This is a genomic window from Rhizobium sp. 10PS4, from assembly GCF_032464805.1.
Taxonomy (GTDB): domain Bacteria; phylum Pseudomonadota; class Alphaproteobacteria; order Rhizobiales; family Rhizobiaceae; genus Rhizobium; species Rhizobium laguerreae.
Genome location: NZ_JAWDIW010000003.1, coordinates 225,284 through 249,578 on the forward strand (window position 1 = coordinate 225,284; position 24,295 = coordinate 249,578).

Sequence of the window (24,295 nt, forward strand, 5' to 3'; positions counted from 1 at the left end):
AACAGGATATCGTCCGAAAACCGCTCACGCTTTTCGGCATCATGCTCTAAAGTCGCATCATCCGAGCTTGGCGATCGCCCGCAGATTGTCGGCCGTCGTTGTCGGGAATTCGAAGAATTCGAGATAGGCGGGGATCTGTTCGAACAACATGTCCGTCCCAACCTGGAATGCACAGCCGCGCGCCCGCACGGCCTCGAGAAAAGGGGTTATCTCCTTCGTCATCACGACTTCGCCGACGAAGGTCGATGGCGAGATGCGGTCGATATCGATCGGTAGCGGGTCACCCCGTCGCATGCCGAGAGGTGTCGCATTGACGACGATGTCGAAACCATCAGGATCGGCGGAGCCAACCGTCACTCCAAGCTGCGGATAGTATTTCTTCAGCCTGTCCAGCAGCGCAATCGCGGTCGTCTCATTGGCGTCGAAGATGGCGAGATGGTCCACGCCCGCCTGTGCCAAGGATGCCGCGATCGCCGAGCCGACGCCGCCGGCGCCTGCGATGAGCGCATGGGCTCCCTCAACCTTTTTACCCTTGCGCAACACGCCGCGAACGAAGCCCTCGCCATCGAACATGTCACCGATCAGCCTGCCGTCCGAACCAAGGCGCACGGCATTGCACGAGCCGGCGACTTTTGCGTTGGTCGACGTTTCGTCGAGCAGCGCCATCGTCGAAATCTTGTGCGGCATCGTGATCAGAGCACCGTGGATATTGGATAGCCGGAACAGAAGCTTCAGAAACGCCGGATAATCCTCCGGCCTGCAGCCCATCGGCACGACGACGGCATCAATTCCGTTCTCCTCGAAGTACGGATTGTAGATCAGCGGCGCCTTGAAGGACTCCGTCGGATAGCCGAGGTGCGCGATGAGTTTGGTCGTCCCGGTGATCATGTGGTCAGACTTTCTGGGGATCGGAAGAGGCTGGCATTAGAGAGGTGGATCATCTGTCCCCAGCGCGCCGATCTCTTGATCGCCTCGACGACCCTGAGAGTGGCGAGGCCCTCCCGGCCACTCACAAGAGGCGTGGCATCGCCACGAATGACGTCGCAAAAGTGTCTGAGCTGAACGCAAAGGGGATCGGCTGCTGCGTAAGGCACGCGCTCCTGGGCAAGCTGCTCCAGCCAATCGGGCTTCAAGGGGCTCGTCCAAAGCTTCAGATCAGGAATTCCGAGCGAGCCTTCCGTGCCGCCGATCTGGTAGCAGAATTGATCGTAACGGGGAAAAGCGGGGTTCTCCCCGGTGGTCATCTCCCAACTCCAGGGCGCGGCAACGGCATCACTGCCGTTGAGGGTGGCAAGCACCCCGTTTGCGAAACGCAGCGTGACGACGGCCGTATCCTCGACGGCATGGTTCCGCACGGCGTGCGATTCCATCGCATGGACGGCGTCGACTTCTCCGAAGAGATATCGGAAGAGATCGACGTCGTGGATCAGGTTGACGAAGACCGGGCCGGCGCCCGCTTCGCGCCGCCAGGGGATATCGAAATAGTCGTCGGGCTTGGCGACCCAGAACGTGCCGTGCACCGTGACGATCCGGCCAAGCCTTCCGCCGTCGACGATCTGCTTGACCGCCTGGATCATCGGATTGTGGCGCCTGTGATGGCCGACCAGCAGCGGTATGCCTGCCTTCTCGCCGGCGGCAACCAGTGCTGCGGCAGCATCGACATCGTCGGCGATCGGTTTCTCGATCAGGACAGGGATATCGGCAGCGACGATCTCCATCCCGTTCTCGACGTGAAGCTGGTTCGGCGTTGCCACGATCACCCCGTGAGGCCGGTCCTCGACGCGAATGTCCGAGAAGCTCCGGTACCATCGGGTGCCGACAGTCTCGGCAAAGTTGCGACCGGCGGCAGAAGGATCGATCACCGCCGAGAGAACGGTTCCGGGCTCGGACATGACACGCTCGACGTGGCGCCTGCCGATGAGGCCGGCTCCCATGACTGCAATCTCCAGCGGCTTCATTGCCGGCTCCCATAATTTGCCAGACGCATCGACCTTGAGACGCCTCATTTCCGCAGGATTTCTCCGAGGAATTTCCTGGTTCGCTCATGCTGTGGGTTTGTGAAGAACTCGGCCGGCGGGGCTTCCTCGACGATCGCACCGCTGGCCATGAAGATCACGCGATCTGCGACCTGGCGGGCAAAGCCCATCTCATGCGTGACGCAGATCATCGTCATGCCCTCGTCGGCCAGCGCGATCATCGTATCCAGCACCTCCTTGACCATCTCCGGGTCAAGCGCCGACGTCGGCTCATCGAACAGCATCACTTTCGGCCGCATGCAAAGCGCGCGGGCGATGGCGACACGCTGCTGCTGGCCGCCCGAAAGCTGCACCGGATATTTGTCGGCCTGCTCCAGGATCTTGACCCGCTCGAGCAGCCCGCGTGCCCGTTCCTCGGCCTCCGCCCTACTGACGCCAACTGCCTTCATCGGCGCCAACATGCAGTTCTGCAGCACGGTCAGATGCGGAAACAGATTGAACTGCTGGAAGACCATGCCGACCTCACGGCGGATCGCATCGATGGTCTTGGCCTGATTGCCTAGAAGAATCCCGCCGACGCGGATTTCACCTTTCTCGTAGGTCTCGAGATGGTTGATGCAGCGAATGAGCGTCGACTTGCCGCTGCCGGAAGGCCCGCACAAGACGATCCTCTCGCCGCTGCGAACCGATATGTTGATGTCGTGCAGGGCTTGAAAAGCGCCATACCACTTCTCCACCCGCTCCATGGTGATCATGGTTTGCCCGCCTTGAGCAGGACTGGGACTGGTCATCAGTAGAACTCCATATTGGCGGGCTGGACCGCATCGAAGACGAGGGATGCGGATCAGCGCGCAGAGGCGGCAAACTTTCGTTCGAGGCGCGCGCCAAGAATCGTCAGTGGGCAGCACATCAGGAAATAGAGAATGCCGACGATGCCGAAGACCGTCAGCGGTTGGAAGATCTGGTTGGAGATGATGTTGCCGGCCCGCGTCAGCTCGGTGAAGCCGACGATCGACGCAAGCGAGGTGCCTTTGATCAGCTGCACGAGGAAACCGATCGTGGCCGGCAGCGAAATGCGCAGCGCCTGCGGCAGGATGACATCCTTCATGCGCGAGATGTATCTGAGGCTGAGAGCCTTTGCCGCTTCCGTCTGGCCGCGCGGGACCGCTTCGATCGATCCGCGCCAGATCTCGCCGAGGTAAGCGCTGGCATGCAGCGTCAGTCCGATGGCGACGGCCACCCAGGCATCGAGCATCAACCCCACCAGCGCCAGGCCGTAATAGACGACGAAAAGCTGCATCAGCAGCGGGGTTCCCTGGAAGACGGCGATATAACCCGCCGTGACGCGTTCCAGCAGCGGTATGCCCGAGGCACGGGCAAGGGCGACGCCGAGCCCTGCAATGCCGCCGCAGACAAAGCCGACGGCGGACAGGACCACGGTCCATTTCAGGCCGATCAGGAGGAAGACGAGTTCTTCGTGACCCATGGAATTCCTCCTACTTGACCGGATATTTGAAGTAGCGCGCCGAAAACAGCGCGAAGATGCGCATCATCAGCCAGGAGATCACGAAATAGAAAACCGTGACGGTGAAGTAGACCTCGAAGCTCCGGAAGCTCTCCGACTCGATGCGCTGCGAAACGGACGTCAGCTCGTAGGCCGAAATCGCCGATGCAATGCTGGTGGTCAGCGTCAACAGGACGAACTGGCTGGTCAAAGACGGATAGATCGCCCGCAATGCCGGCTTGAGGATGATCAGCCGGAAAACCTGAGCCTTGTGCAGACCAAGCGCCAGACCCGCTTCCATCTGTCCCTTCGGGATCGACTGGACGCCGCCGCGAATGATCTCGATCGCGTAGGCGCCGCCGTTGATGCCGAGCGCGATAATCGCCGTCGGTGTCGGATCGAGCCTGATGCCCGTGAGCGGAAGCGCGAAGTAGATGAAGAAGATCTGCACCAGAAACGGCGTGTTGCGGATCAGTTCGACGAAGGCGATGACCAGCCATCGCGCCGGCTTCAGGGCGGAGTCGCGGAGCGCAACGCCGCCAATTCCGATGATGATCGCCAGCAGCATCCCACAAATGGCAAGCAAGAATGTCCCGAGGCAGCCGAGCAGAAGGCTCGGCAGGCCATCTATGACCGGGGTGAAATCCAACTTATAATTCATGGCGATCCTTCTGGTCCGTCTTCCTGAAAATTCAGTCCCGCTTGACCATTCCAGCCATCGCCTGGACAGCCAGTTCGTAGCCGTCGGCTCCAAAACCGATCATGATGGCGGTGGCAACGCGTGAGATCAGCGAATTGTGGTAGATGCTTTCGCGTGCATGGACATTGGAGATGTGCAGTTCGATCTTCGGCGGGTCGAACATTTTCAACGCATCGAGAAGAGCGATCGACGTGAACGTATAGCCGGCAGGATTGATGATGATGCCACAGGCGTCGGTCCGGGCCTGGTGCACGCTCTCGACCAGTTCGCCCTCGAAATTGGTCTGGCGAAACTCGACGTCGAATCCCAAAGACTTTGCCTTGATCTCACATCGTTTCCTGATGTCGGCCAGCGTCGTGGTTCCATAGATCGCCGGCTCGCGCTGGCCCAGCAGGTTCAGGTTCGGTCCGTTGAGCACAAAAATGGTTCTGGTCATGTCGTGCACCTCAAACGGGCCGGGCCATAGGCATGGCGGTTGCGTTGACGGGCATGGCTGCCCGCCTTCATTGGCAAGGTTCGTCTGGACGTCAAAATACCCGCCCCAAGGGCGATCGCCGCTCATCCGGCTGCCGCCACCTTCTCCCCGCAGGCGGGGAGAAGGGACAAGCTGCGTCCTCTCCGTCCCTCGCGCACCCCTCGCAGGGCACGTCCCCTCTCTCCGTTTTTACGGGGAGAGGGAGAGGGTTAGGGTGAGAGCCAGCCATCCTTTGCTGTTCGCTCAGTTCGCCGCGAACGGAATGCCTTCCAGCGTTTCCGGGAATTCCGGGACCGGAACCTTCATCCACTTGTCGTAGACTGCCTTGAGTTCGCCGTTTGCCTTGATCTTGTCGATGAAGGTGTTGAGCGCCGCATTGATTTCCTTTTCGCCGAGACGCGTGCAAGCGCCGTTGTAGAGCTTCTGGAACTCAAGCTTGTTTTCGAATTCGCCCGGACGGGCCTTCTCCACCCGGTCCATGTAGAAGATGTTACCGCCCAGCGTCTCGACCTGGCCGGACACCAGCGCCTGGACGCTCGGGGCATCTCCATCATAGCGCCGGATGGTCGTGCCCGCCGGTGCGTTCTTGGTGACCTGCGTGTCCTGGGCAGCCCCCTTAGCGACGCCGACCGTGAATTTGGCCATGTCGGCATTCGTCTTGATTTCAGCCGATTTTGGACCAATCAGAACAATGGCATTGGCAACATAGGGCTTGCTGAACTGCACGGCCTTTGCACGATCCGGCAGCATCGCCATCGTTGCGAACAGAACGTCGACACGGCCGGCCGTCAGTGCGGGAATGCGGTTGTTGACTTCAAGCGGCACGAACTCGACCGAAACACCCAGTTCCTTGGCAAACAGCGTTGCGATGTCGGCGTCGAGGCCGTCCTGTTTGCCGCTGCTGGTCACAAAGCCCCAAGGCGGGTTGTCACCCTGAATTCCGACGATGATCTTGCCGCGGGCCTTGATTTCATCGGGCGTGATGGCGGCGGCCGGTTGCGCCAGGGTGACGGCAGCCACCAGGGCCGCGGCTCCGAGCATCGCGTTTCGGCGCGTCAGCATAGATTTGAACATGTGATTCCTCCTCCTTTGGCGGTCACTCGACCGGACAGCCACCTCACCTTTTGACTGTGAGAGGAATAATTGCCAGAGACGAGTGCTCAAATCAACAGAGTTTTTCAAAATCATATGAGAATTTATAATAAGACACGCTATTTGAATTCCTCACGACATTTGCCATAATAGTAGCGAACGATTTTCCGGGACGCATCGTGGTGCTCGGCGTTCGTTTAATCTCGCACGGATATCGGAAGGGCTTTGAGATGAGGACCTCGATTGCGACTGTAACGATCAGCGGCGAACTTCCCGAGAAGCTCGAGGCCATCGCCGAAGCGGGCTTCGACGGCGTCGAGATCTTCGAAAATGATTTCCTTGCCTTCGACGGAAGCCCGACCGATGTCGGAAAACTCGTCCGCGACCATGGCCTGGAGATCACCTTGTTTCAGCCGTTCCGTGATTTCGAGGGCATGCCGGAGCCGCTGCGAAGCCGCACGTTTGACCGCGCGGAGCGGAAGTTCGACGTCATGCAGCAGCTTGGAACGGATCTGGTGCTCGTCTGCTCCAACGTCTCGCCGGCCGCTATCGGCGGCATCGACCGTGCGGCGGCGGACTTTCATGAACTTGGCGAGCGTGCTGCCCGGCGGGGACTGAGGGTGGGCTACGAGGCGCTTGCCTGGGGCCGCCATATCAGCGACCACCGCGACGCCTGGGAGATCGTCCGTCGCGCCGATCATCCGAATGTCGGTCTTATCCTCGACAGCTTCCACACTTTGTCGCGCAAGATCGACGTCAATTCCATCCGCTCGATTCCCAAAGAGAAAATCTTCATCGTCCAGCTTGCCGATGCCCCTGATATCGACATGGACCTGCTCTACTGGAGCCGCCACTTCCGAAATATGCCGGGTGAAGGCGACCTTCCCGTCACCGCGTTCACCGAAGCCGTCGCGGCGACAGGTTATGATGGGTATTTCTCCCTGGAGATCTTCAACGACCAGTTCCGAGGCGGTTTGTCGCGTGCGATTGCGGCCGATGGCCACCGCTCCCTGATCTATCTAGGCGATCAGGTACGACGCAATCTCGGCATCGGCAGCATGACCGGGGCGGCGATGCCGGAAAGGCCTTCCGTCAAGGGTGTCGGCTTCGTCGAGTTTGCCACCGACGAGGAAGACGAAGTCGAGCTGATTGCATTGCTGCGCACCCTCGGATTCAAAAAGACGGCGGTCCACCGCACGAAAAAGGTCTCCCTCTTCGAGCAGGGCGAGATCCGCATCCTCGTCAATGTCGATCAGGCAGGATTCGCGAACGCCGCCTACGCCGTTCACGGTACTTTTGCCTATGCCATGGCCCTGATCGTCGACGATGCGGCAAAGGCCTATGAGCGCGCGCTCGCCTTGGATGCCGAGCCATTCACCCAGCCTGTCGCGGACGGTGAGCTCGAGCTGCCCGCCATTCGGGGCGTGGGCGGCGGGATTGTCTATCTCATCGACGACAAGAGTGCATTGGGTCGCTTCTCCGAAATCGACTTTCAGCCGGTGACCGATGACAGCGCCGCGCCGTCTGCAGGCCTTTTGCGCATCGATCACGTCGCCCAGACGGTCGGCTACGATGAAATGCTCACCTGGCTTCTGTTCTACACGTCCATTTTCGAGACGCGGAAGACGCCGATGGTCGATATCATCGATCCGGCCGGGGTGGTGCGCAGTCAGGTCGTCGAGAACGACACCGGGGCACTGCGCATCACCATGAACGGCGCCGAGAATCGCCGCACTCTGGCGGGACATTTCATTGCCGAGAAATTCGGGGCCGGCATCCAGCATCTGGCGTTTTTGACCGACGACATCTTTGCAACCGCCGAAAGCCTTCGTGTTTGCGGTTTCAGATCGCTGCACATTTCGCCGAACTACTATGACGACGTCGAAGCACGCTTCGGTCTCGATCCAGCATTGACCGAGCGGCTGAAGGCGGAGAACATCCTCTATGACCGCGACGAGCACGGCGAATATTTCCAGCTCTATAGCGGAACCTATGGAGAGGGTTTCTTTTTCGAGATCGTCGAGCGCCGCGGCTACCGCGGCTACGGCGCGCCGAACGCAATTTTCCGGATCGCCGCTCTGAAGAAACAGATGCGACCGGAAGGAATTCCTAAAGACGCCTTTTGAGCTATGGTTTAGGCGATCCGGCCGCTCTTGAGCACATGTTCGACGCCGCTTTGAACGTGCCGTCTGACGACGTCGGTCGCGCCAGCGACGTCGCGCCGAATGGAAAGTTCAAACAAGAGCCTATGGTCATCGACAACAGGCTTGCCGCGAAAACTCTCGGCCAGCATATGGTAGCGGAGAAAGCGGTCGAAGACGGACGACAATGTCGCCATCAGCGTCGCCGAATTGCAGGCCGAGACGATCGCCTGATGGAACTCCCAGTCGTATCGGACCCAGTCGACCGTCCTTGAGACATCGCCCGCAAGGAGCTTGCGTTCCGCGGCAGCCAGCCGGTGATGGGCGGCGACGATGCGCCCCTCCCATTCAAGATTTCCCGCAGCGAAGGCAAGGCCGATCGCATGTGTTTCCAGAACGATCCTGAGGTCGGCGAGTTCGATGAGTTCGCGGTGCGAAGCCGGGCTGACTTCAAAGCCGCGCTGCCCCTCGGCGACGACGAGGTTTTCCGTGGTCAGGCGGCTCAGGATTTCGCGCAGCGATGAAATGCCGATGGAGTAACGCTCCTTTGCCTGCTCCAGCTTGATCTTGGCCCCCGGCGGCAATGTGCCCGATATGATATCCTCGCGTATCTGCCGGAAGACGACATCGCTTACTGTTTCAGCCGGGTCGTGGACTTGCTTGAGCATGGCTTTTCCTGGTTTCGCCGAAATGCAATTTACGTGGTGGACCTAAAGCTCGAAGAGAAACGTCCGGACCATTTCTATTTCAGCGTCCCTCTCGCCAGCGCATGTTCGACCCCGCCTTGAATATGCAGGACAAGCACCCGCTTGGCCGTCTCTGCGTCACGTCGCAAGGCCGCATCCAAAAGTTGCTGATGTTCATTGGCCGCGACATCGCCTCGATAGGACAAGGCAACCATCTGATATCTGAGATATCTGTCGAAGATCACCGAATGCGTCTCCATCAGCAGTTTCGACCCGCAGGCGGCTATCAGGGCTTGGTGGAACTCCCAGTCGTAGCGCTTCCAGTCCTCGGCCCTGCTGGTGTCGCCGGATGCCATCACCTGTTCCATCCGTGCCAATTTATAATGCGCCGATACCAGTGGAGCTTCCCACTCCACGTCGCCATGCACGAACGACTGCTCCAGCGCATGTGTTTCCAGCAGAAGCCTCAGCGCTGCCGTCTCCTTGAGGTCTGAAACCGACACCGGGGACACTTCGAAACCTTTCTGCCCCTCGGCGAGGACGAGCCCCTCGGAGGACAGCCGGTTCAGCACTTCCCGAAGTGTGCTGATGCTGGTCTCGTAGGCCTCCTTCAGGCTTTCCAGCTTCAATTTTTGTCCGGGAGCCAGCCGGCCAAAAATGATGTCGGCCCGAATGCGCCTGTAGCTGCTCTCGGCAATGGTCTCGTTGATAGCCGGCTGCAACATGGCGATTCTCTTATATTTCCTGTATCGTCTGATATATCGCTTTCTGGCATTCTCAATCAAGGAAACATTCGCAGGATGGGAACCCCATTTTCCTCAGATGATGCGGGTTTTCCCAGAGAACGCGGAGGGTCGGGTCGGCAGGGCCTGAACACAATAAACGTGCCCCATGCTTGCGGGCGCCTGACCCTTTGGCGCCAGTTTTCGTGCTGCTCTTTGAATTCGACTTTCGGCTAAACTTGGCGACAATTGTTTTTTCAATCGCGCGCAACCATCTTATAGGCATGACTTACGGGAAAATGTCCCCACCCTCAGCAGCGCGTTTACCGAAAACCAACCATACTGGCTTGCTTTCCGAGCCGAAAGCCGATTGCTTAGGAAAATCTACTTCTTCTTCCGCTAGCGGTTGGGAGAATACAAAGGGGAACAGACAAACCCGTGGAATTCTGCTGCTTCGCATAGAGACGAACTATGACTACGATGGCGATGCGGGAAGGCCGGTTTGAAGAACGATGACGACAGAACTGTTTCAGGTAAAATTTTGGGGCGTCCGCGGCAGTATTCCCGTGTCAGGTCCCGAGTTCGATCGCTACGGCGGTAACACCTCCTGCATCGAGATTCGCTGCGGAGAACATCGGATGATCTTCGACGCAGGCTCCGGCCTGCGCGAGGCCGGGCTGTCGATGCTCGCCGACAGCGTCAGCGACGTCGACCTGTTTTTCAGCCACTGCCATTACGATCACATCATCGGCCTGCCTTTCTTCAAGGCAATCTATTATCCGTCGATCAACGTCAACATCTGGTCCGGCCATCTCGATGGCAAGATGAGCACCCGGGAAATGGTCGAGCAGTTCATCAGCCCGCCCTGGTTTCCGGTCAAGACAGATATCTGTCAGGCGACGATGAATTTCAGCGATTTTCATGCCGGTCAGGTGCTGAACCCGCGCCCGGGCATCGAGATCAAGACCTTCATGCTGAACCATCCAGGTGGGGCGATTGGTTATCGCATTGAATGGCAGGGCCGTTCGATCGCTCTTATCTACGATATAGAACACACACCCGGCTCCTACGATCCGGTCGCGCTCGAGATGATGCAGGACGCTGATCTCGTCGTCTACGATTGCACCTACAATGAAGACGAGATGCAGCGTTTCAAGGGCTTCGGCCATTCGACCTGGCAGCATGGCACCGAGCTTGCGAAGATGGCAGGCGCCAAGCGCTTCGCGCTCTTTCACCACGCCCCTTCCCGGACGGACGAGCAGCTGGCGCAGATGGAAGCGCAGGCCCAGGTCGCCTTCCCCGAATCTTTTGCCGCGCGCGACAATCAGGTCGTGGTGATCTAGCAAGCTGCTGAAGGCCGCCCGCCTTCGTCTTGTGCGGTCCGAAGCTCTTCGGCAGAGAGCCTATCGATCGGACTGAGCAGGCTTGCGACGTCTCGAGGGAACAGATGCGGGGCCAGACCGTTTTCCCGGCAGCGCAAAATCAACGAAAACAGGCTCAGTCATGACCGTGCTTTCCGGAAAGTGTCTCTGCGGGCAGGTGCGCATTTCCGTCCGAGGCGAACCCTTACGCGTTGGGATCTGTCATTGCACGGACTGTCGGCGCGAAAGCGGTTCGGCCTTTACCTTCTATGGCATCTGGCCGGCCGGCCAATTCGAACATTCAGGGCAAACCGCCGCGTTTCAAGGTCGGCATTTCTGCACAAGTTGCGGTTCGCGCCTGTTTTCCGCCGATGATCATGAGGCCGAAATCAAGCTTGGCATCCTCTCCGAGGTGCCGACGCCGCTTGTGCCGAGCTACGAACTCTGGATCAAACGCCGCGAGCCGTGGCTGCGTCCGGTCGAAGGCGCCGAGCAGTATGACGAAGACCGAAAATGAAGAACGGTTCTGAGGAGGTTGCCGTGGCCACTCTTGTCCGACATCGCTGGATGACTGTTGCCGGCGTCGAAACATTTTACCGCGAGGCCGGCCGGGAAGATGCGCCGGTCTTGTTGCTGCCGCATGGATATCCCTGCTCATCCTATGAATTTCGCAATCTCATGCCGCGCCTTGCCGACCGCTGGCGCCTGATTGCGCCGGATTTCCCGGGTGCGGGCTACAGCGGCACGCCTGACGATTTCGACTACAGCTTCGATGGATACGCTGCCTGGCTGGAGGCCTTTGTCGCTGCGATGAATCTCGACCGGTTCGTCCTCTACCTCCACGATTTCGGCTCGCCGATCGGTGCCCGGTTGGCGATCAGCGCCCCACAGCGCATCGCGGGGCTGATCATCCAGAACGGCGATATCCCCTATGAGGATGCCCTTGGACCGAAATATGCGGATATCGAAGCGACGTGGACGCTTCCGAGATCGGCGATGAGGAAGGCGCTGGCGGAGGCGATCAGCGAGGAGACTTTCAAGGAGGAGTTCCTCAATGATCTGCCGCCTCCCCTCACCGATACGATCCCGCCCGATCTCTGGAAGCTGCATTGGTGGCTGATCACGCCTCAGCGCAAGGAAATCGCCATGGACCTGATCGCCGGACTGAAGGAGAACCGGGCCTGGTTTCCGGAACACCGCAAATACCTCAGCGAATACCGGCCGCCCACCTTGATCGTCTGGGGTCCGAACGACCACTACATGCCGGAAAAATCGGCGCGGGCCTATCTGCGCGATCTGCCGGATGCCGAGCTCCATCTGCTCGGCGGCGGCCACTGGCTGCTCGAGACGCATCTCGACGACGTTGTCGCGCTCATGCGCGAGTTCCTTGAACGGGTTCACGCGCCTGAGCCTTGAGAAGTGCCGACGCCGGGGACCAGCAGACGGCGGGATGCGGGGCCGTCATCGCAAACAAGGCTGACAGAAAATCCCATGCGGCCGCGTCATGCACCAGGTGGTGCGTGAGCACGCCGATCGGCTCGTCGCTGCCGGCAAACCGGTCGTCAAGCTCCGCCACCAGTTCGGCCACCAATTCCGCCTCGCTCCGTCCGCCGCGCGTGCCGTGCCAGTCGATGATGTCGACATGGGTGTTGAGCAGCGGCATCGGCCCATCCTGCTTTGCCCGCCCATAGACTGAAAGGGCAGCAAATCCGAGGCCGGGCAGCGCCGGGATCAGGGTCGCATCGATCCGGTTCCACGGCGGCACCAGCACTGGCAGGAAGCGAGCCGGATGCAGCCGCTCCAGCAACCGGAACCCTTCGCCCAATTCGCCGAGCACAGCCCCCGCCGGCCGGTCGCCGCCGAGTTCCTGCTTCTTCCGCTCCGCCCCCGCGTAATTCGTATGAGACCAACCATGCACCGAGACCGCGACGCCCGCCTCCTCCGCCAGCCGCAGGGCCAGGGCCTCGCCGGTCAGGCCGGGAATGACGGCAAGCGCCAGCGGCACCCCGGATTCGCCAGTCAGCGCCAGCAGCGTCTCCAGATCAGGCGTCGGCTCGACGGCGTCGTCATCCCGCAGCCAGAACCGCGCCACGCGGCCGGCGGCCTGCCAGCGGTCAAGCTCGCGGTGCAGGGGGTCCCAGGCTATCCCGTCGCTCATCGCGTCACTCCTGTTGCTGCATTGTCCCGCAAAATTCCGTTCAAGTCCTGCGCCGCCATCGCAAGCGAGCGTTGCCCAAGCACCAAGCGCCGCGCCGCCTGCGCCATGGCGTCGCGCCTCTGCCTGTCGTCAAGCAGGGCAGCCACGGCCTCGGCATAGGCGGCGACATCGCCATCCGGCGTCAGCAGGCCGGTTACGCCAGCCTCGACCACCGCGGGCACGCCCGCCGTTTCCTGCGCGACGACGGGCAGGCCGGCGGCCTGGGCCTCCAGATAGGCAAGACCATAGGCCTCGCCGCAGCCGGGCCAGACATAGAGGTCGCCGCGTCCGAGCAATGCGGCGATCTCGACGGCATTGCGCTCACCCAGCCATTCGATGCGACCGGGAAGACCAGCAAACAGCGCCTGCACCTCCTGGCGCATCGGCCCATCGCCGATGACGGCAAGCGTCCAGGGCCGGTCTTCGATCAGTCGCACCGCCTTTGCGAGCATCGCATAACTGTCCATCTTGTCGCCGGCCCGCATCATCGCGACCGTCATCAGCCGGCGCGGACCGGGTACCGGCGACGCCTTTTCGAACAACGCCGTGTCGATGAAGGGTTTCAGCCCGGCAAGCCGCGCTTGCGGAAAGGCGGCGGCAAGCCCAGCCTGATCGCGTTCAGTGAAGCTGATATTGACCGCCGCCTGCATGATCGCCTCACCCACCAGCTTCTGGGCAGTGGCCCAGCCGGTCCGGTCGCGTTTTGCCGCATAGGAGGCTTCGGCGGTGACATAGGGAATGGCGAATTCGGCAGAGATAACAGGCCCGAACGGATCGGGCGATTTGTAATAGGGGTGGTAGCAGAACCAGAGTTCCGGCCGCGGCGCGGATTGCCATGCCAGCCGCAGCCGCTGCAGTTCGGCGCCGGTGGCGGGTTCGAGCGCCGCTGCCGCCTCCGGTGTCGCCGCATAGGTGCGGAATTCGGAGGCGATGTCGACCTCATGCCCGCCAAGCTCCAGCGCCCGGATCAACAGCCGCGCCATCAGCCGGTCGCCTGAGGGCACCGGATGGTTCGGCGATTTCATCGGCGCGTAGAAAGCCACCCGCATTGGCACACCTCAGGTAAGACACACTGTTTACAACTTTCGCGCCGGTCGGGAAAATTCCGCTATTGTCCCTTTGCCGAAAACTTGCGCATAAGCATATGGAATGTGATCGCGATCGAAGCAATTCCGCCTCTTTGCCAATCTCTATGGGCGTGCGGTTACATCGACAAGAACGGGAATGAATGACGACGGTCTCGGCCACAGGGATTTTTTCGGAGCGTACGATCAGAAGGGCGAGGCTCGGTTCCGGCCTCGTCATTTTTGTCTTCGTCCTGCTGCATTTGTCGAACCATGCGATTGGCCTGATTTCCGTCGCCGCCGCCGATAAGGCCGCTCATCTCTTTCTGGCGATCTGGCGTAATCCCCTGGGGACCGCCGTCTTCTATTCGTCGGTCCTCATCCATATCGCGCTGGTGCTGCGCGCCATATACATGCGCCGCAGTTTGGTCATGCCGAAGGGGGAAATGGCGCAGATCGTGCTCGGCCTGATGATCCCGCTGCTTATCTTCGATCATGTCATCGGCACGCGCATCGCCCACGAGTTCTACGGCTACATTGACGACTACGAGACGGTCGTCGGTTCGCTGTGGATCAAATCTCCGGCGAATGGCGCGCGGCAGGCGCTCGCCCTCGTCGCCGTCTGGATCCACGGCTGCATCGGCATCCATTTCTGGCTGCGCTACCGCTCCTGGTACCCGGACTTCGCACCGCTCATGCTGGCGCTCGCCATCCTCGTGCCGGTGCTCGCGCTGCTCGGCTTCGTCGAAATGGGCCGGACGCTCGCCGACCCTTCCTACCAGCAGTCAATGACGGTCAGCACTTACAAGGAGGGCGTCAACACCCGTTACGCCTCGAACCCGGAAGTTCACCGTCAGATCGCCATGATCCGCGCCGGGCTCTACGGCGCCTTCTCGGCCTCGCTGCTCATCGTCGTCGCCGCCCGCGCCCGGCGCAAGCTGAAGGAGCGGCTTGACCAGGTCGCCGTGCATTATCCGGGCGGCGAGGTGATCCGTGTGCCGCGCGGCTTCTCGGTGCTGGAAGCGAGCCGGCTCGGCGGGCTGCCGCATTATGCCGTCTGCGGCGGCAAGGGCCAGTGCTCCACCTGCCGCGTGCAGATCCTTGGCGATTACGAAAGCCTGCCTGCCCCCGACAAGATGGAACAGACGACGCTGAAGCGCATCAATGCCGGCCCGGATGTCCGGCTCGCCTGTCAGCTTCGTCCGAACCGCGATGTTGCCGTCGCGCCGCTTCTCGTACCGGCGATCGAAGCGGCCCTTCCCGCCAACAGCCAGGAGACGAGCCCCGGCCGCGAGCGCGAGATCGCCGTGCTCTTCGTCGATATCCGCCATTTCACCACGCTGACGGAAACGCGCCTGCCCTTCGACGTGGTCTTCCTGCTGAACCGCTATTTCGCCATCATCGGAAAGGCGGTGGAGCAGTCGGGCGGGCGGCTCGACAAGTTCATCGGCGACGGCGCCATGGCGCTCTTCGGGCTCAACACCGCACCGGAGGAAGCCTGCAGCCAGGCGCTTAACGCGGCGGCATCGATCGTCGCCGAGATCGAGAAACTGGCCGCCGAGCTGGCCGACGAACTGGCGCTGCCGCTGCGTATCGCGATCGGCATTCACACCGGCCCGGCCGTCGTCGGCACGATGGGATACGGCCGGGTGCGCAGCATGACGGCGATCGGCGATACCGTGAATGTTGCGAGCCGGCTCGAGACCGCCGCCAAGGAGTTCGAGGCGGCGATCGTCATCTCCGAGCCGGTGGCGAGCCTCTCCGGTGCCGATCTCGCCGGCATCGAAAGCCGTGAAATCAGTGTGCGCGGCCGGGCCCTGCCCTTGAAAGTCTACGTCATTCCGAGAGAGAAAGCGGCAGAACCGCTCGAAGGGAAAGATTAATGCCCGGCAAGCCCTGGCTGACCGCCAAATACTGGAGCCGCCGGCTGCGCAAGGCGCGCAATGCCGCCGCTTCGCGCTTCTTCGACACCCGCTTCGGCCGCCGCCTGCTGATCGAGAATATCGGCCCGCGCGTCGTCTCGATGACGGTCGACGCCGGCGACCACCTGATGACCTTCTCTCCCGCCGACTATATCGGCCGCAAGGTGTTCCGGAAGGGCCATTTCGAGCGCGAGGCCGTCGACCGGCTGATCGTCATCCTGCGCGAGCGCGGCCTTTTGCGAAAGAACGCAACGCTGCTCGAGATCGGCGGCAATATCGGCACCCAGACCGTCTATTTCGCGCTCAGCGACACTTATGCCCATATGATCAGCATCGAGCCCGATCCACGCAATTTCCCGCTGCTTCAACTTAACATCCGCCAGAACCGGCTGGAGGAGAAGGTCCGGCTCGTCAACTGCGCCGCCGGCGAGTACGAAGGCGAGATCGACTTTTTTCTCAACCTCAACAACCACGGCAAGAGCAGCGCCATCCGCCAAAGCCCGACAGACAAGAAGATCAGCGTGCCGGTGAAGCCGATTTCCGAAATCCTTGCCGGACTTTCGGTCGATACGGCCTCAATCGGCCTCGTCTGGATGGATATCGAGGGCTACGAGCCGGTCGCCTGCCGCTCGATGCAACCGCTGCTTGCCCGCCGCGTGCCGCTCTACATGGAGTTCACGCCGCTCTTTTACGGGCGTGAGGGAACGAAAGCCTTCATATCGATGCTGTCGGGCTTCTACGAGAATTGCCTAGTGGTCTTCGAGGATCGCGAAGAGGAAATGAAGGTTCGTGACCTGCCGGGCGAGTTCGATCAGTACAACGTGCTGTTTTTGCCTTAGAGGCTATGCGGCCGACTGCATGACAAGCGATTGATGGCAGTGCACGCCGGCGAGCACGCCTGAGGCGGAGGCGAGCGTGGCATTGTGCATGGCGCTAGCCGCATCGCCGGCGGCAAAGACACCCTTGACGGTGGTTTCCTTGTTATCGGCGACCCGAATGATTGGCCCGAACGGGCCGTCGTCGAAGGCGCAGCCGAGCTGTTCGGCAACCGGGCTCGCCATCGTCGTTTTCGGCGCGACGAAGACGGCATCGAGCGGCACGACGCGGCCATCGGCGAGGCGAACCGCCTCAAGCTTCGGATTGTCGCCCAACAATTCCACGATAGGGCTGCGTTCGATCCGGACGCCACGGGCCGTCAGCTTCACCAATTGCTCTTCATCGGGCTCGAACAGCGCCTGGGTGAAAAAGGTCGTTGCGCCCCAATCCGGGATCATCATGGCAGAATGGGCCGAATGCGGATGGTTTGCGAGAACGCCGAGCTTGCCGCCACCGACCTCAAAACCGTGGCAATAGGGGCAGTGCAGCGCCGAGCGGCCCCATCGCTCCTTGAGGCCGGGGATTTCGGGCAGCGTGTCGCTGACGCCGGTTGCAAGCACGATGCGCGCAGCTCGTTCTTCGCCGCCGTCTTCGGTGCCGACGATGAACGCGTCACCATCGCTGTGCGCTCGGACGACTTTTCCCTCGCGGATGGCGATGGTCGGATAAAGCGAAAGCTGCCGCTTTCCCTCCTGCATGATCGCGGCCGGCGTTTGGCCGTCCTGCCCCAAGAACCCATGCGAGGCTTCAGAAAACCGGTTGCGCGGCGCGCCGGCATCGACGAGCAGCACGCGCAGCCGTGCCCGGGCCAGCTGCATCGCTGCCGACAAGCCGGCGAAGTTTCCGCCGATGACGATGGCTTCAAACGACATGGAACTCTCCCTTGATATCGAACTCATGACGCAACATAAGTTACATGACTCGGCGGCGTCAAGCATCATGTTACTTGTCTTGTTACAAGCCGCTTGCGATAATGACCCGCCCGATCGACAGGAAGAGAACGATGCGCAATGACAGCCGCCTTTCACGCATGCTGCACGTGCTGATCCACATGGATAAGCACCAGCATTCGGCGACCTCCTATATGATCGCGAAAATGCTGAACACCAATCCCGTCGTCGTGCGCCGCACCATGGCCGGCCTTCGCGAACAGGGTTACGTCCGCTCCGAAAAAGGCCATGGCGGCGGCTGGACGCTGGTGCGTCCCTTGTCTGAGATCACCCTGCTCGATATCTACCGCGCCATCGGCGAACCGCATCTCTTCGCCATTGGCCCGGCCGACGACCAGCCGCAATGCCTGGTGGAACAGGCGGTGAATGTCGCTCTCGGCGACGCGATGAAGGAGGCCCAGGCCGTGCTGCTGCAGCGGTTGGACAGCGTGACGCTGGACAAGATCGCCGCCGACTTTGAAGAAAAACTGACCGCCCGCCCCGCCACATCCTATTCCTGCGCCTCATGAGCGGGGTGACCTGCGGTAGAGGAAATAACGGCCTTTCTTGATGCCGTTTTCGGCGAACGGGGCCGGCCGAACCCTCTCTTCGCAACCGCACAAGCTGTGTCGTTTCCGCATCACCTTCCGTAAGGTTGCAAATATCCGCTTGTCAATGGCGAATTGCTTCGGTACAAAACGCTCCACCGCTTTAGTTCGAACATAAGGGAGGCGTTGCATGACACCAGCAATCATCGAAACCTTCCCGCACGGAATGTCCCGACACTAGGTCATTTCCATTCGCGGCCCGCCTCGCGCGCCCGAAATTCGGTTTTCCCTTAATTCACAGCCCGATTGATCCGACGGGATTATTTCGTCTCCCGTTTGGGCTGTGCCATCCAACTCTCTATTTTTGAGGACCGGTCGCCGACACGGCGCCGAGCGATTAAAATGACTCGCAAGAAGCTCGACTTCCGCGCCGATGCCTATCGCCATGTGCTCGGCTTTGTTTTCCATCATTGGACCCATCGGCCTCTTTTGGTGGCCATTATTATTGTGCTGGTGGTCGTCAGCACTCTGGCCGAAGTCATGGTGCCGGTGTTTTCCGGCCGGATCGTCGATGCCATTGCCGGCAGCAATGCGGCTGATGGTGCTTTGCGCGCCTTCGTCATCGTCGTGACACTCGGCCTCACCAGCGTGGTGCTGCGCTGGTTCATCTTCAACGGCATTATCCGGCTGACGCTGCGCACCATGGCGGATGTGGTCAATAACGGTTTCCACAAGGTGCAGCGGTTCTCGACCGACTGGCACGCCAACAGCTTCGCCGGCTCGACGGTGCGCAAGATCACCCGCGGCATGTGGGCGCTCGACCAGCTTAACGACTTGCTGCTGGTCGCCCTGCTGCCGTCCATCGTCATGCTGGTCGGCGCCAGCATCGTGCTCGGCAGCTACTGGCCGATCATGGGGCTGATCGTGGCTGCGGGGTCGCTGATTTATATCGGCGTGACCGTGGCGCTTTCCATGGGCTTCGTGTCGCCGGCGGCAAGGCTTGCCAATGCCTGGGACACCAAGCTTGGTGGTGCGCTGGCAGATGCCATCAGCTGCAATTCGGTGGTCAAGGCGTTCGGCGCTGAAAACCGCGAAGAGGGACGCTTGCGCCACGTGCTGACCAAATGGGACAGCCGGACGCGACGGACGTGGAAGCGCGGCACGTTGAGCGGCACGATCCAGGGCTTCATGATGGTTTCCATGCAGGCGGGTATTCTGGGAACGGGCCTTGTCATGTGGCAGCAGGGGCTGGCGACGCCTGGCGACATCACCTTCGTGCTGGCCATGTTCTTCGTTCTGCAAGGCTATCTGCGCAATGTCGGCCAGGACATCCGCAATCTGCAGCGTGCCGTCAACGACATGGAAGAACTCGTGCTGCTCGACAAGATGCCGCTCGGCATCGAGGACAAGCCGAACGCCACGCCGATCGAGATTGGCGAGGGCGAGATCGTCTTCGATCGCATCACCTTCCAGTATGGCGCGCATCCCACCCCGCTCTATGAGGATTTTTCGGTCACCATCAAGCCGGGTGAGCGCGTCGGCCTGGTGGGGCATTCGGGCTCCGGCAAGACGACCTTCGTCAAGCTCATCCAACGCCTCTATGACGTGAACTCGGGCGAAATCCGCATCGACGGACAGGATATCGCGGGGGTCAAGCAATCCAGCCTGCGCGGCCAGATCGCCATCGTGCAGCAGGAGCCCATTCTGTTCCACCGCACCCTGGCGGAAAACATCGCCTATTCCAAGCCGAACGCCTCGCGGCGCGAGATCGAGCAGGCGGCAAAACAGGCCAGTGCCCACGACTTCATCCTGGACCTTCCCAAAGGCTATGAGACGCTGGTCGGGGAACGCGGCGTCAAGCTGTCGGGCGGCGAGCGGCAGCGTGTCGCCATTGCCCGGGCCTTCCTGGCCGATGCGCCGGTGCTGATCCTGGACGAGGCGACATCGAGCCTCGACAGCGAGAGCGAAGTGCAGATCCAGCAGGCCATGGAACGCCTGATGAACGGCCGCACGACGCTGGTCATCGCCCACCGGCTGTCCACGGTGCGAGCGCTGGACCGGCTGCTGGTCTTCGACAAGGGAAAGATTGTCGAAGAAGGCGACCATCAGGCGCTGATCAGGCTCAATAACGGTATCTATCGCCGGCTGTTCGAACGGCAGGCGCTGGAACTGACCAAGGGTCTGGTGGCATGAACCGAAATGCCACCGCTGATGCCTTTACGTCCTTCGGTAGAGGAAATAACGCCCTTCCTTGATGCCGTCTGGGAGCGGCAGCGCCACCAGCTCGGGATGCTCCAGCGGCAGCCCGCTGACGGCGACGCCGTTATGGGCGAGCACGCCGGCCATCAGCTGCGGCAACCAGGTCAGCGTCACCGCGTCGATCTCGTCATGACCGGTGCCGATATCGGCATGGGCGAGTGCTGCGCCGATGCCGACGAAGGCTTGGCCGGATTCGCGGATATTGCCGGTCACCATGTCTTCTGCCTCAGGTGTCGAGGCCGAATAGGAACGGATTTCCCAGTCGAAAGCGACGATGCGGCGGCCGGGAAAGTTCTCGCGCAGATGATCATAGGTGCGGCCATTGCCGAGGCCGAACTCCAGAACCGGGCCTGGCGTTTCCCCCACCAGATTTGTGATCGAGTTCAAAATGTCGCGTTGAGCCGTCAACCGGCGAATGAAGCTGTCGAGGCGGCTCATCTAATCTATATCCGTCATGAAATCGTCAGCGATCCTGGAGGAATTCCAGCAAAAGTGCGAGAGCGGTTTTGCGTCCGGAATTGCGTAAAAACAAAAAGATAGAGCATTTCCGTGCGTCCGAAAAAGCACGAAATGCTCTAACACATGAAACCTTGCCAAGTCGATTGCCGTAAATGGGAATTGGCGTTGCAGTGGCAACATGGGTCTGTGCTAAGCTAACTGACATGAAAACCGTGACCGACGAAGATTTCTTTGCCGCCGTGCCGCTCTTCAGCGAATTCGAGGGCGTGACCGATGCCGCCAACTACCGGCCGCTGCCGGACGGATGGGTGCTGGCGCTGGCCGACATCGTCGGCTCGACGCCGGCGATCGCGGCTGGCCGTTACAAGGACGTCAACATGGCGGGCGCCAGCGTCATATCAGCGGTTTTGAATTCCGTCGGCAAGGGCGATTATCCCTTCGTCTTCGGCGGCGACGGCGCGCTGATTGCGCTTCCGGGTTCGCTGGAAAAGGCAGCCCGCGACGCCCTTGCCGCCGTGCAGATCTGGGTCGAGGAGGATTTGGGCCTGACGTTGCGCATCGCCATCGTGCCGGTCGCCGACACCCGCGCCGAGGGCCTCGACGTCCGCGTCGCACGTTACTCCGCAAGCCCTTATGTCACCTATGCGATGTTCTGGGGCGGCGGCACCAGCTGGGCCGAAAGACAGATGAAGCTCGGCCGTTACGGCATTGCCCGCGCGGCTCCGGGAACCCGCCCCGATCTCACCGGCCTTTCCTGCCGCTGGAGCCCGATCGACGCCAGGCACGGCGAGATCGTCTCGATCATCGCCGTGCCCGGCGAAGGCCGGCCGGGACAGGAATTCCGGGACCTCGTCAACGGCATCGTCGCCATCACCACCGAGCAGAACCGAGACAGCCATCCGGTGCCGGCCGATGGTCCGAACCTTGCCTTCTCGCTGCACGGCATTAACCGCGAGGCCAAGGCCACCGCGCCGGCTGGCCGGCGATTGCGGCAGAAGCTCACCATCTTCCTGCAGCTTGCCATCACGGTCGTGTGCTACAAGCTCGGCGTTCCGCTCGGCCGCTTCGACGCCCGCCGCTACAAGCGCGACGTCGCCGGCAATTCCGATTTTCGCAAGTTCGATGACGGGCTGAAGATGACGATCGATGTCGACGCCGAACATCTGAAACGGATCGAGACGCTACTGGAAGCGGCACGCGCCAAGGGCATTGCCCGCTACGGCCTGCATCGGCAGGCCTCGGCGCTGATGACCTGCTTCGTGCCGACGCCGATCTCGCGCGACCACATGCATTTCATCGACGGTGCGGCCGGCGGTTATGCGGTGGCTGCAAGCCGGATGACAGGCAAAGCGCTTGCTCCAGCGCCGAATCCAACGTGATTCATGCGGCGCGCTGTAGACTTTCTTCAGATCGTCCGGAAAAAACTAAACCCGTCGCTTTGACGGCGACGGGCTGATCGCGCACTGGTCTATGCAACGACTTATCGGGAACGACAGCGACCGGTTCTTGTGGTTTCCTTGTCGCCGTCATCGTATGCGATACCAATCTTCTCGCCGCCAAGCGAGGTGATTTTGCCAGCATACCAGTCGCCAGCACCCTTGTAGTTGCACTCGACCTTCATTCCGATGGCCCAGTTGTAAGGACGCACGTCGCTCAAGGGAACAGTTTCCTTATCGCCGTCATCATATCGGATCGTCACCTTCCCGCCGGAGGTATTGTCTATAACGCCAGGGAACCAATAACCGGCCCCCTTGTAGTTTCCGAGAACCCAGTCGCCCTTCGTCTGCGCAGATGCAACAGAAGCGCAGGAGCACATGACACCGATCGCGATGGCCGCAGCAACAAAACTTTTCAAGATATTCCTCCGTTGAAACTCATTAATCCGCCTCCCGAAATGGTCTTGGCGAGATCAGAATGCGTAAAGCTTATTGATGAAGCCTGGTTTAACGAACGAAACCTTCGGGGATTAATACTTGGAGTTGCTGTATAATTCCTTAAACTCGACTCCGATTCAAAGAGTTACGCCTTGATTACGTGATCGGCCGAGAGGCCGAGCCGGTTGAAGACGTTGCGGGTGTCGATAATCAGCGCGGCGCTTTGTGCGAGAGCCGCATAATCGATCCGGTCGTGGTCGGTCGCGACCAGCACTACATCGTAGCCGGCAATGGTATCAGGCGTCAGCGCCACCGATTTGCGGCCCTTCAGCGCCTGGTATTCGCGCGTCGGCGGAATCTCGGCGACGAAGGGATCGTGGTAATCTGCGTGTCCGCCACGCTCCTCGATGATCTCGATCAGTCGCAGGGACGGGCTCTCGCGGATATCGGCGACGTTCTTCTTGTAAGCGAGCCCAAGCACCAGCACCTTGCTACGGCTCAGCGCTTTGCCGGCGCGGATGTCGAGCGCTTCTGCGAGCTTGCCGACGACATAACGCGGCATTGCCGAATTGATCTCGCCGGCGAGCTCGATGAAGCGGGTCGGCAGCTCGTATTCGCGCGATTTCCAGGTGAGGTAGAAAGGATCGATCGGGATACAATGGCCGCCAAGACCGGGGCCGGGATAGAAGGGCATGTAGCCGAAGGGCTTGGTCTTGGCCGCGTCGATCACTTCCCAGACGTCGATGCCCATCGCCGCATAGACGGTCTTCAGCTCGTTGACGAGGGCGATATTGACCGAGCGGAAGATGTTTTCGGTGAGCTTCACCGCCTCGGCCGTCGCATTCGAAGAGACCGGGACGACGGATGATACCGCCGCACCATAGAAGGCCTTCATCAGTGCCAGCGCCTCGGGCCCGTCGCCGGCGACGACCTTCGGGATGGTGGCGGTATGATAATGCTGGTTGCCAGGATCCTCGCGCTCCGGCGAAAAGCCGACGAAGAAGTCCGAGCCGGATTTCAGCCCGGTGCCTTCGAGAATGACCTTCACCACGTCATCGGTCGTGCCGGGATAGGTGGTCGATTCCAGCACGACGAGCTGACCGGGGCGCAAATGCGCGGCGATCGAGCGCGACGTCGCCTCGACGAAGGAAAGATCGGGATCGCGATGTTTGGTGAGCGGCGTCGGCACGCAGATGATGACGACGTCGCACTCGGCAAGGCCGGCGAAATCGGTCGTCGCCTTGAAGCGGCCCGCGTCGATCTCGGCAGACAGCGCCTCGTCGCTCACCGCGTCGATATAGGAGCGGCGGGCATCGAGAGCCACCATCTTGCCCGGATCGATGTCGAAGCCGGTGACCGCAAAGCCACTGCGCGCCACCGCCATCGCCAGCGGCAGGCCGACATAGCCGAGGCCGATGATGCCGGCACGAGCCGCGCGGGTTTCGATCTTCTGCAAAAGCGTATCGAAGGTGGAGGTGGCCAAGGCGGGATCTTTCAAACGGGGAAGAGA

23 protein-coding genes and 1 pseudogene are annotated in these 24,295 nt (G+C 60.9%); 9 read left to right on the forward strand and 15 right to left on the reverse strand.

Features of this window, described 5'->3' with window-relative positions; translation table 11 throughout:
• Window positions 1–57: 57 nt before the first annotated feature.
• The 7 genes and pseudogenes from RWJ89_RS06860 to RWJ89_RS06890 all read right to left on the reverse strand — a co-directional run bounded on the left by RWJ89_RS06860 (window position 58) and on the right by RWJ89_RS06890 (window position 5,729).
• Complete coding sequence (locus RWJ89_RS06860; RefSeq protein WP_131662399.1) at window positions 58–888, reverse strand: shikimate dehydrogenase family protein; 831 nt, start codon at window positions 886–888, stop codon at window positions 58–60.
• A gap of 4 nt (window positions 889–892) precedes the next feature.
• Window positions 893–1,958: pseudogene (locus tag RWJ89_RS06865) on the reverse strand (Gfo/Idh/MocA family protein).
• Between the two features lie 44 nt (window positions 1,959–2,002).
• The gene (locus RWJ89_RS06870) at window positions 2,003–2,767 is read right to left on the reverse strand and encodes an amino acid ABC transporter ATP-binding protein (protein WP_281411493.1); all 765 of its coding nucleotides are present in this window, start codon (window positions 2,765–2,767) and stop codon (window positions 2,003–2,005) included.
• Between the two features lie 53 nt (window positions 2,768–2,820).
• Complete coding sequence (locus RWJ89_RS06875; protein WP_168282028.1) at window positions 2,821–3,462, reverse strand: amino acid ABC transporter permease; 642 nt, start codon at window positions 3,460–3,462, stop codon at window positions 2,821–2,823.
• A 10-nt stretch (window positions 3,463–3,472) separates the two neighbouring features.
• Complete coding sequence (locus RWJ89_RS06880) at window positions 3,473–4,141, reverse strand: amino acid ABC transporter permease (protein WP_017991876.1); 669 nt, start codon at window positions 4,139–4,141, stop codon at window positions 3,473–3,475.
• 31 nt (window positions 4,142–4,172) lie between these two features.
• Window positions 4,173–4,616, reverse strand: a complete 444-nt coding sequence (locus tag RWJ89_RS06885; RefSeq protein WP_131662402.1) for a type II 3-dehydroquinate dehydratase — start codon at window positions 4,614–4,616, stop codon at window positions 4,173–4,175.
• Between the two features lie 282 nt (window positions 4,617–4,898).
• On the reverse strand, window positions 4,899–5,729 hold the full coding sequence (locus tag RWJ89_RS06890; RefSeq protein WP_003548449.1) for a transporter substrate-binding domain-containing protein: 831 nt from the start codon (window positions 5,727–5,729) through the stop codon (window positions 4,899–4,901).
• 248 nt (window positions 5,730–5,977) lie between these two features.
• On the opposite strand from RWJ89_RS06890, the gene RWJ89_RS06895 reads away from it, so the two are divergent.
• Window positions 5,978–7,873: a bifunctional sugar phosphate isomerase/epimerase/4-hydroxyphenylpyruvate dioxygenase family protein gene (locus tag RWJ89_RS06895; protein WP_131662404.1), complete on the forward strand. Its 1,896-nt coding sequence runs from the start codon at window positions 5,978–5,980 to the stop codon at window positions 7,871–7,873.
• Between the two features lie 8 nt (window positions 7,874–7,881).
• Here RWJ89_RS06895 and RWJ89_RS06900 read toward each other — a convergent pair whose 3' ends face one another.
• Together RWJ89_RS06900 and RWJ89_RS06905 are read right to left on the reverse strand one after the other, a co-directional pair.
• A complete protein-coding gene (locus RWJ89_RS06900; protein WP_131662405.1) occupies window positions 7,882–8,556 on the reverse strand; it encodes a GntR family transcriptional regulator in 675 nt (224 codons plus the stop codon).
• A gap of 74 nt (window positions 8,557–8,630) precedes the next feature.
• Window positions 8,631–9,299, reverse strand: coding sequence for a GntR family transcriptional regulator (locus RWJ89_RS06905; protein ID WP_168282025.1), 669 nt, complete (start codon window positions 9,297–9,299; stop codon window positions 8,631–8,633).
• A 509-nt stretch (window positions 9,300–9,808) separates the two neighbouring features.
• Here RWJ89_RS06905 and RWJ89_RS06910 point away from each other — a divergent pair.
• The 3 genes from RWJ89_RS06910 to RWJ89_RS06920 all read left to right on the forward strand — a co-directional run bounded on the left by RWJ89_RS06910 (window position 9,809) and on the right by RWJ89_RS06920 (window position 12,073).
• A complete protein-coding gene (locus RWJ89_RS06910; protein ID WP_077979932.1) occupies window positions 9,809–10,639 on the forward strand; it encodes an MBL fold metallo-hydrolase in 831 nt (276 codons plus the stop codon).
• Window positions 10,640–10,799: 160 nt separating this feature from the next.
• Window positions 10,800–11,174, forward strand: a complete 375-nt coding sequence (locus RWJ89_RS06915) for a GFA family protein (RefSeq protein ID WP_168282023.1) — start codon at window positions 10,800–10,802, stop codon at window positions 11,172–11,174.
• Window positions 11,171–12,073, forward strand: a complete 903-nt coding sequence (locus RWJ89_RS06920; RefSeq protein WP_168282021.1) for an alpha/beta fold hydrolase — start codon at window positions 11,171–11,173, stop codon at window positions 12,071–12,073. The genes RWJ89_RS06915 and RWJ89_RS06920 overlap by 4 nt, the downstream gene beginning before the upstream one ends.
• On the opposite strand, the gene RWJ89_RS06925 is transcribed toward RWJ89_RS06920, so the two are convergent.
• Window positions 12,030–12,815, reverse strand: a complete 786-nt coding sequence (locus RWJ89_RS06925; RefSeq protein ID WP_131628708.1) for a polysaccharide deacetylase family protein — start codon at window positions 12,813–12,815, stop codon at window positions 12,030–12,032. The genes RWJ89_RS06920 and RWJ89_RS06925 overlap by 44 nt on opposite strands.
• Window positions 12,812–13,903 (reverse strand): glycosyltransferase family 4 protein, encoded by a 1,092-nt coding sequence (locus tag RWJ89_RS06930; RefSeq protein ID WP_132613666.1) that lies wholly within the window; start codon window positions 13,901–13,903, stop codon window positions 12,812–12,814. The genes RWJ89_RS06925 and RWJ89_RS06930 overlap by 4 nt, the downstream gene beginning before the upstream one ends.
• Before the next feature lie 179 nt (window positions 13,904–14,082).
• On the opposite strand from RWJ89_RS06930, the gene RWJ89_RS06935 reads away from it, so the two are divergent.
• Together RWJ89_RS06935 and RWJ89_RS06940 are read left to right on the forward strand one after the other, a co-directional pair.
• The gene (locus RWJ89_RS06935; protein ID WP_316030745.1) at window positions 14,083–15,801 is read left to right on the forward strand and encodes an adenylate/guanylate cyclase domain-containing protein; all 1,719 of its coding nucleotides are present in this window, start codon (window positions 14,083–14,085) and stop codon (window positions 15,799–15,801) included.
• On the forward strand, window positions 15,801–16,679 hold the full coding sequence (locus RWJ89_RS06940; protein ID WP_316030746.1) for an FkbM family methyltransferase: 879 nt from the start codon (window positions 15,801–15,803) through the stop codon (window positions 16,677–16,679). The genes RWJ89_RS06935 and RWJ89_RS06940 overlap by 1 nt, the downstream gene beginning before the upstream one ends.
• Before the next feature lie 3 nt (window positions 16,680–16,682).
• Here RWJ89_RS06940 and RWJ89_RS06945 read toward each other — a convergent pair whose 3' ends face one another.
• Window positions 16,683–17,588, reverse strand: coding sequence for an NAD(P)/FAD-dependent oxidoreductase (locus RWJ89_RS06945; RefSeq protein WP_316030747.1), 906 nt, complete (start codon window positions 17,586–17,588; stop codon window positions 16,683–16,685).
• Window positions 17,589–17,719: 131 nt separating this feature from the next.
• Between RWJ89_RS06945 and RWJ89_RS06950 the strand changes: the two genes are divergently transcribed.
• Entirely contained in the window at window positions 17,720–18,175 is a 456-nt protein-coding gene (locus tag RWJ89_RS06950; RefSeq protein WP_316030748.1) for an Rrf2 family transcriptional regulator, read from the forward strand.
• 420 nt (window positions 18,176–18,595) lie between these two features.
• Window positions 18,596–20,386 carry an ABC transporter ATP-binding protein gene (locus RWJ89_RS06955; protein ID WP_221959832.1) on the forward strand — a complete coding sequence of 597 codons (1,791 nt, stop codon included), beginning with the start codon at window positions 18,596–18,598 and terminating at the stop codon, window positions 20,384–20,386.
• A 24-nt stretch (window positions 20,387–20,410) separates the two neighbouring features.
• On the opposite strand, the gene RWJ89_RS06960 is transcribed toward RWJ89_RS06955, so the two are convergent.
• Entirely contained in the window at window positions 20,411–20,890 is a 480-nt protein-coding gene (locus RWJ89_RS06960) for a class I SAM-dependent methyltransferase (protein WP_221959833.1), read from the reverse strand.
• 173 nt (window positions 20,891–21,063) lie between these two features.
• Between RWJ89_RS06960 and RWJ89_RS06965 the strand changes: the two genes are divergently transcribed.
• Window positions 21,064–22,290, forward strand: a complete 1,227-nt coding sequence (locus RWJ89_RS06965) for a DUF3095 domain-containing protein (protein ID WP_221959834.1) — start codon at window positions 21,064–21,066, stop codon at window positions 22,288–22,290.
• Between the two features lie 101 nt (window positions 22,291–22,391).
• Here RWJ89_RS06965 and RWJ89_RS06970 read toward each other — a convergent pair whose 3' ends face one another.
• Complete coding sequence (locus RWJ89_RS06970) at window positions 22,392–22,766, reverse strand: tudor domain-containing protein (protein ID WP_168286764.1); 375 nt, start codon at window positions 22,764–22,766, stop codon at window positions 22,392–22,394.
• Window positions 22,767–22,930: 164 nt separating this feature from the next.
• Window positions 22,931–24,268 (reverse strand): nucleotide sugar dehydrogenase, encoded by a 1,338-nt coding sequence (locus tag RWJ89_RS06975; protein WP_221956000.1) that lies wholly within the window; start codon window positions 24,266–24,268, stop codon window positions 22,931–22,933.
• Between the last annotated feature and the right edge of the window lie 27 nt (window positions 24,269–24,295).